The sequence below is a fragment of the Oleiphilus sp. HI0117 genome (assembly GCF_001635235.1).
In genome coordinates this window covers 1-6,486 of the sequence record NZ_LWGA01001406.1, presented here as the reverse complement: position 1 = coordinate 6,486, position 6,486 = coordinate 1, and the positions used below count along the sequence as shown (strand labels likewise).

Here is a 6,486-nt window from a genome sequence, read left to right as displayed (position 1 = left end):
ATAACCCCTGTACACACCCAATTTGGAGCTTCCTTTTCCGTACCGTCAAAATTACACTCTGCTGTTTGAGGTGCTGGCGTTTGTGGTACATCATTAACTGTTGAACATGCGGCAGTTAGCGATACACCGATTATTAGCCCAACTGACTTATATAGATTTGTCATAATTTCCTCCGACATTTATGGTTTGAATACGTAAAAGTGATAACACGCGTTAAAGCGCATGCAACGCTTTTGGCATTTGCTTAAGTCGGGAGTAAATTTACAGAAAGTAGTAAAAGGGGTAACGGGACGCTTGGGGGACAAAGTTAATGCAAGCACTCTAAAACTTTGATCTAATGGGGCTTTCTATTGAAGGTTAGGTTGGTAAGTAGAATGATTAAGCAAACTGAAATCAGAACAGGCAGCATTACCTTATATGCACTGTTCCTTTTTCTTTTTCTTATTTCTACATCTCAGTTTGTCTTAGCACAACCAAGTAGGCCTGACCTCCCATATCTGGTTGTCTCACTAAGCACCCAAAATAGCGCTTGTGTATCCAAAACTTCGGTTCAGCGACCCCCTTGTAAACCTGTCTCATCAGGAGACTATTTAGACAAACAATCTGTCATCACAATTTCGCAAGGAAAAATAAAACTGTTTTCAATGTCTTCGAAAAGTATGATTATGCTGAGCGAAGGAAGCCATCGTTTGGATTACCTAGAAACACAAAAGCTGATTCAGGTTTCAGATAAGGAACGAATTGCCAAACTTTTGAGTACGGGTTACCGAAGCACAGCATCCGTCGCAACTCGTTCAAAAAACAAGGCAGCATGTTTTAAACAAATCAATCTAGATAAAGAATTCTGGGCAATAAACTGTAAGTTACAAGCAACTAAGAACAAGAAGCCCAAAAACACACTTGCTACTGTTCTGCCAAAAGCATCCAACTATCGCTCTATCCCTAAGCAGGTATTAGTAGGTGAATTCGCCTCTAGCCACTACATTGCTTCCGAGAATTTCTGCAAAACTATCGACGAGCATGCAATCGAGCTGGCAGAAAAAGCGTTAACCAGTGGCAAAGCGATACTTATTCTTTCACCGAAGGGATATGATTGGGAAGAAAACACTATTCTTCCAATATCAAATTCATGCAAACAAAGCCTTGATCAAGAGCTCGCAGAGCTTAATACCCTTGACCTAAACAAGAGCCTGCATGAGCAACTCATTTATCACGCATATAAAACACACGGCTTGATATTTGATGCAAGCGAAACGCTACAACAAAAAAGGGTTAATTAAGCCCTGTATATTCAAAGGAAGACCAATAATACGGATGTGGATTAATATCGTTAAGTAAAAATACTTTGGCCTGCTGTAGTGCTTCTGATTTACTCATAGATTCAAGATTACTGTAGAAGCCGAGCATGAGTAAACCTGTCTCTTCATCAGGAACTTTCCACAAGCTACTGACTACAGAATTAGCACCTGAAAACAATAAGCCATGAGTAAAACCAAACACTTCATCACCGGATCTTACCTCTCCTAAGCCTGTCTCACAGGCAGATAGCGTAACCAAGTCAGCGGAAATATTTGTCTCATAGAGTTCAGACAGAGTGAACATCCCATCATTTTTATCGTCTCCAGCCATAACAAGCGATGAGAGAAGAGGCTCATTCTCATTGAAATAGGCATGACCTGCATAATGAATAACTCCGTAATCTGAAATGCTATTTTTGAATTCAGTTTCAGTTGCTTGCTCACCTTTCAAGGTTTTTGATCTGTATGTAAGATTACCGATCGCTGAAGCTTCAAGCTCACTCATTTCTAAGGAGGAAAATCCATGGTCATTTGCGGGATTACCAATTACTAATGCCTTCTCGCTTTGAACAACTCTATTGGACAAAAGCTCTATAATTGAAATATTGGGCATTAACGAATAGCTGTATTTCTCTACTAGGAAACTCTGCCCATCGTGCAGAGACCCAAATGGCAAGTAATGCAGTTTTCCATAGGGTGTAATTAATAGACTGGTACCGTTTAAGTGTGGTTCTACGGGTTTGATGAGTGCATCATATAAGGCGCGACTATTTGATAGATAATCATCAGACCTAGTCCGTATCTTTTCCAAATACTCTTCGACAAGCGTGTCAATATTTGCCAACTCAACCATATGTCCGTAAACACTATCTTTGTTGAGAGCAAAGACATTCAAACCTTTGACTGATTGTGAGAAGAACAACATGGAAGTATTGTCAGGTACAGTAGACTGCATGTCCGCGATATTAATACTTGGCACACTGATCAATGAAAGTAACTCTGGCGCTTCAGCTTTCAATTCGGAACGCAAGCTTAAGATCATACTGCGTTCGTCTTCAGACTTGTTAAAACTGTTCTCCTCAAGAATCTTGATCTCATTAATTAAAGAATCAGCCTTAGAAGAACGTGAACCAAACTTTTCTTTAGCCGCAAGACTATCAACTAGTGCGCGAGACTTGGATCTCTCAGCATATTCTAAAGCTTTTCCGTGATCGCCAATCTCTATAAGGTAGTCGATATAAGCACTGTATACTTCAAACTTATCTGACATATAACCAATCTTTGAGGAACTGGCATTTATAAAGTTTCTGTTTCGTTCGTAAAAGTCTATCGCTTTTATAAAATATTCTTTTGCTTTGTCAGACTGATCGGCATTTCGTAAACTTAAAGCATAATCTCCCAGTGCTGCATAGTAGACGTCAGGAAACTTTGACTTCAAGTCATCTCTAGAAAACAACCTTTCATACATACCAACTGAACTGTTGTAGAAATCTCTTGCAAGATAAGAGCGTGCTAACTTATACAGATGTGGAATCTCTTTATCTTTTGGTAATTCGCCAGACTGTGTTGCCTGGTTAACAGCCTGCAGATAGTCTAGAGCAGGAATACTATTAGGCCCAGCCGCTCCCGCTGCATAAATACTAGCTCCAACCATCAAAAAATCGGTCATGCTCCAAGCGTTGGAGCGTCTCAATTCGTTTTCTGCTTGACCGTATTTCCCAAGCGCTTGGTAAACATCGGCGATTGCTAGCTTATTTTTTACATCATCATCAGTTCTATTCAGAACACCAAGTGAAATACCACGAATATAGCCAATTTCCTGCTCAGCAGCACTAGTATTACCCAAGCAAGCTGCAGACAAGCCCTTTAAACGACGCAGCTCGCGGTATTCATCTTCCATGGTTGGTGGATAGGAATTTTGAAACGGATTTAGACCTTTCGTCGCATACCCTAATGACTTATTACAATCGTGGTAATCAAGATATAGCTGTGCCGACCTAATCGAGGCTTCAGCGTTCTGCCTATAATAATCTGTCCTGTCAAACGCCGACACGTCTTTGTGATAACGCCCTAGCTTCATATAGGGTAAGTTATCGACTCTACTTTCTAGCCTAATCAGACAATGCTCAGCATCAGAGTAACGATACAGTTCATAAAAATCATCGCAGAGGTTTCTTAACTCATAGAAATCATCGATATGCCCAACTTTTTCGGCTTTCTCATATCCAATATCCTTGATTACATCAAGCTCGCAGCTTTTGTCGTCACAATGACTCCACGGTTTAGAAGCACAGCCATAAAAAAATATAGACAGTAGAACTAAAAGTAGAGTCTTAGTACGCAAATTTGGAGATGAAGAATTAAGCAGAAAGGCTTTTTGGTTTATCATGAGCCAGATTTGATTCCTTAGTTTAAACAGCAGTTACTATGTCGCGCATATTACCTTTTTTACTATTTTTTTCAGTACTTTCCGGTTGCTCAATCAATAAACCAATTCAAACTTTAGATCCTGCTCTCATTTCTGATGATTCCTTTGGTGAATACGAACTATATGCGGACCTAGTTAAAACAGGCGATAAGTGGTATTTCACTAATATAAACGACTCCAGAGGCGAAATCCTGCTCAACAATCTGACTTTACACACCCTTTCACACACTGAACACAAACGCTGCCACAGAGGCATTTTCGGGCTCACGTCAGGTAACTGCGAAGAAATAGATTCTAATTGGCTAGCCTATAAACCGATGGAAAGAAACTTGATTCTATTCCCTATTTCTTGGGCTCTCGCACCTATTGGAATCCCAATTTCTTGGGCGAACGGAGACTTCACTGATATTGATGTTTTCTTCTTTCCAGTTCAGGTAATTCCGACATTTGACAACAAAGCCCTTAAGCAGGCGATTGATCAAGCGGCTCAATTACAGGACAACAACTCCATGATCGATGACATTGGTAACCTTTACTACGAAATAAAAGAAAACAGTAAAAACGCAAGCTACGATTACCCCAAGAGCAACGGTGAAGAACTAACTAATCTGGTAGATGAATTCAAAAAGAATCAGAAAGCAGCGGTTCGTAATTATCTCAAAGAAAATCTATCGCTGGTCTTAACAGATAACAGCGGGTTGCTTAACAAAGAAGCCCCTAACCCGAACTACTTAGCCAAACCAATAATTACTATCCAAGAATTAGAGCAAGATTTTCTTTACCCAGAAATTAAGCCCTTGGCTCAAACTAAAGACTTAATTACGTCCCTACTACCAGCCGATAGCCTGGGAGAACTTCAGTCAAGACTTCAACGTGCCAAAACAGAGCTTATGAATCGAGAGATATCGAATAACTCAATATACAATCAAAATATCGCTTTGATTAAGCAAACAAATGCATTGAATGTAGACAACTTCCTACAATTTAAGAAAGCTTCTTTGACCAATAAATTCACCATAGATTGGAAAATTAGTCCTAGCTCAAAGTTCCTTTTAAAGGACATGGATTACCAAATCGAATTGCCACCAAAATTAGTTTTGAGTCAATCAGAACTCGATTTTGAGCCTTATCTTAATCTGATCATAAACAGCATTAACTATAAACCCGCGCTCCCCAACAATCATGTTGAGGAAGATTCGTATTTGAGAGCTTCACTGCACAAGGATCACATTGAGTTTACAAACAAGTCTGATAGCTCAATTGAGCTTGACTCATTAAAGCTCAGCCTAAATGGTTTTCTGATTGAGACCGAGTTAAACAAACCTTTAAAAAAGGGCGAAACTTACAAGCACTTTCTGACAAAAGCCAATCTTAAAACTTATTCTCCATTATTTTCAGGGTTAACTAAGGAACAAGCGGATAAGACGAAAGTACTTACTACACTTATTATTGATTATAGGCACGATACCGGTTCTCATACCCTAAATGGTCAAAACGAAGAATCGCCCCTGACAACTCTTCTTCAGAATTGAACTATTAGATAATCATTGTTGCGGATTAATAATATGACTGGCCCCAATAAATTTGGAGCCAGTCGAAGATCTTATTGCAAAGTTACCTCAAACTCATAAGCATGATAATCCTCTAAATGACCATTCGTATAGTTATAAAAGAGCTCAATTACCGCATTGGTTTGCGTCAGGCTTTCAATTATGAACTGTTGCTCTACACCAACGGATAATGGCGATTCAGGCACAAAGCTAACCGTACCGTCTTCGTCAGTCACCTTGATCTGTAAACGTGACGCAGAACTTCTGTTCGGTCCATCCGTTGCCGTTACGGTAAGCAGATACTGGTTACCTGGGTAAAGGGCGACCGCGTAACTATCGACATTATCACGGCTACCCATCTCAAGCTGACTAACTATAGGCTGAGAGACGTCAACGGCATAAGCTAAACGTGGCGTCTCATTGGGTTCCATGTTATTTTCAGTTGAATGAGGATTATCCCAAGTTTCTCTCGGTTCCCAGATTGCCACTTCATATTTGAAATAATCATTCTGATAAATCGTACCAAGTTGAGATAGTATTCGGAGATAATAAGTACCTGTTTCAGTCACCGAGAACTCGCCGCTTGAAGCGATATCCTGATGCAAATCATAATTTGATACAACAGGTGAGCCATCTTCATCGATTACTTCAAACTGTAAGCCACCAGCAGTGGTACTACCCGAGCCTTGTAAATTTACACTCTTGATACTGTAAATCGTGCCCTTGGTTAAGGAGTATTGATAAACGTCGACCTTGTCTTCACCTCCTATTAAGAGCTCTGAAAGATAGGTTTTGTTTAAATCTGCGAGCTTCGCAGTATTGTGCGTCTCGTTAGGTTCGAAAGTGTTGTAGTGGTCAACTAAAACTGGCCAGCCCGTTATAAGTTTTTTCGTAAGCCTGTTCAGTCAATAACGGTGACATACCACCATTATGATGATGAGGCCGATGACGATTGTAGTAACCATTAATGTATTGATCGATAGCTGCTTCTGCTTCCATAAACGATTCATATCCTGATCGCGGCATCCATTCTGTTTTAAAGCTTCTAAAGAATCGCTCCATTGGCGCATTATCCCAGCAATTTCCTCTGCGACTTAGGCTTTGTCGAATGCCATAACGCCATAGCAGCTGACGATAGGATTGGCTTGTGTAATGACAACCTTGATCGCTGTGAAATAGCACGCCCTTCGGTTTGCCACGACTTTCATAA

At 40.2% G+C, this 6,486-nt stretch carries 5 protein-coding genes; 2 read left to right on the top strand and 3 right to left on the bottom strand.

All coding sequences use genetic code 11. The features are described from left to right. Positions 1 to 644: 644 nt before the first annotated feature. Complete coding sequence (locus tag A3757_RS23795; protein WP_156491541.1) at positions 645 to 1,280, top strand: hypothetical protein; 636 nt, start codon at positions 645 to 647, stop codon at positions 1,278 to 1,280. Here A3757_RS23795 and A3757_RS23790 read toward each other — a convergent pair. Beyond that, positions 1,273 to 3,687, bottom strand: a complete 2,415-nt coding sequence (locus A3757_RS23790; RefSeq protein ID WP_068643082.1) for a CHAT domain-containing protein — start codon at positions 3,685 to 3,687, stop codon at positions 1,273 to 1,275. The two genes, A3757_RS23795 and A3757_RS23790, sit on opposite strands and share 8 nt — an antisense overlap. A gap of 38 nt (positions 3,688 to 3,725) precedes the next feature. Between A3757_RS23790 and A3757_RS23785 the strand changes: the two genes are divergently transcribed. Then, the gene (locus tag A3757_RS23785; protein ID WP_068553573.1) at positions 3,726 to 5,258 is read left to right on the top strand and encodes a hypothetical protein; all 1,533 of its coding nucleotides are present in this window, start codon (positions 3,726 to 3,728) and stop codon (positions 5,256 to 5,258) included. Between the two features lie 71 nt (positions 5,259 to 5,329). On the opposite strand, the gene A3757_RS25460 is transcribed toward A3757_RS23785, so the two are convergent. Together A3757_RS25460 and A3757_RS23775 are read right to left on the bottom strand one after the other, a co-directional pair. After that, a complete protein-coding gene (locus A3757_RS25460; protein WP_255374962.1) occupies positions 5,330 to 6,046 on the bottom strand; it encodes a pre-peptidase C-terminal domain-containing protein in 717 nt (238 codons plus the stop codon). 85 nt (positions 6,047 to 6,131) lie between these two features. Further along, positions 6,132 to 6,486, bottom strand: a 355-nt coding sequence (locus A3757_RS23775; protein WP_156506434.1) for an integrase core domain-containing protein, incomplete at its 5' end; no start/stop codon positions are given.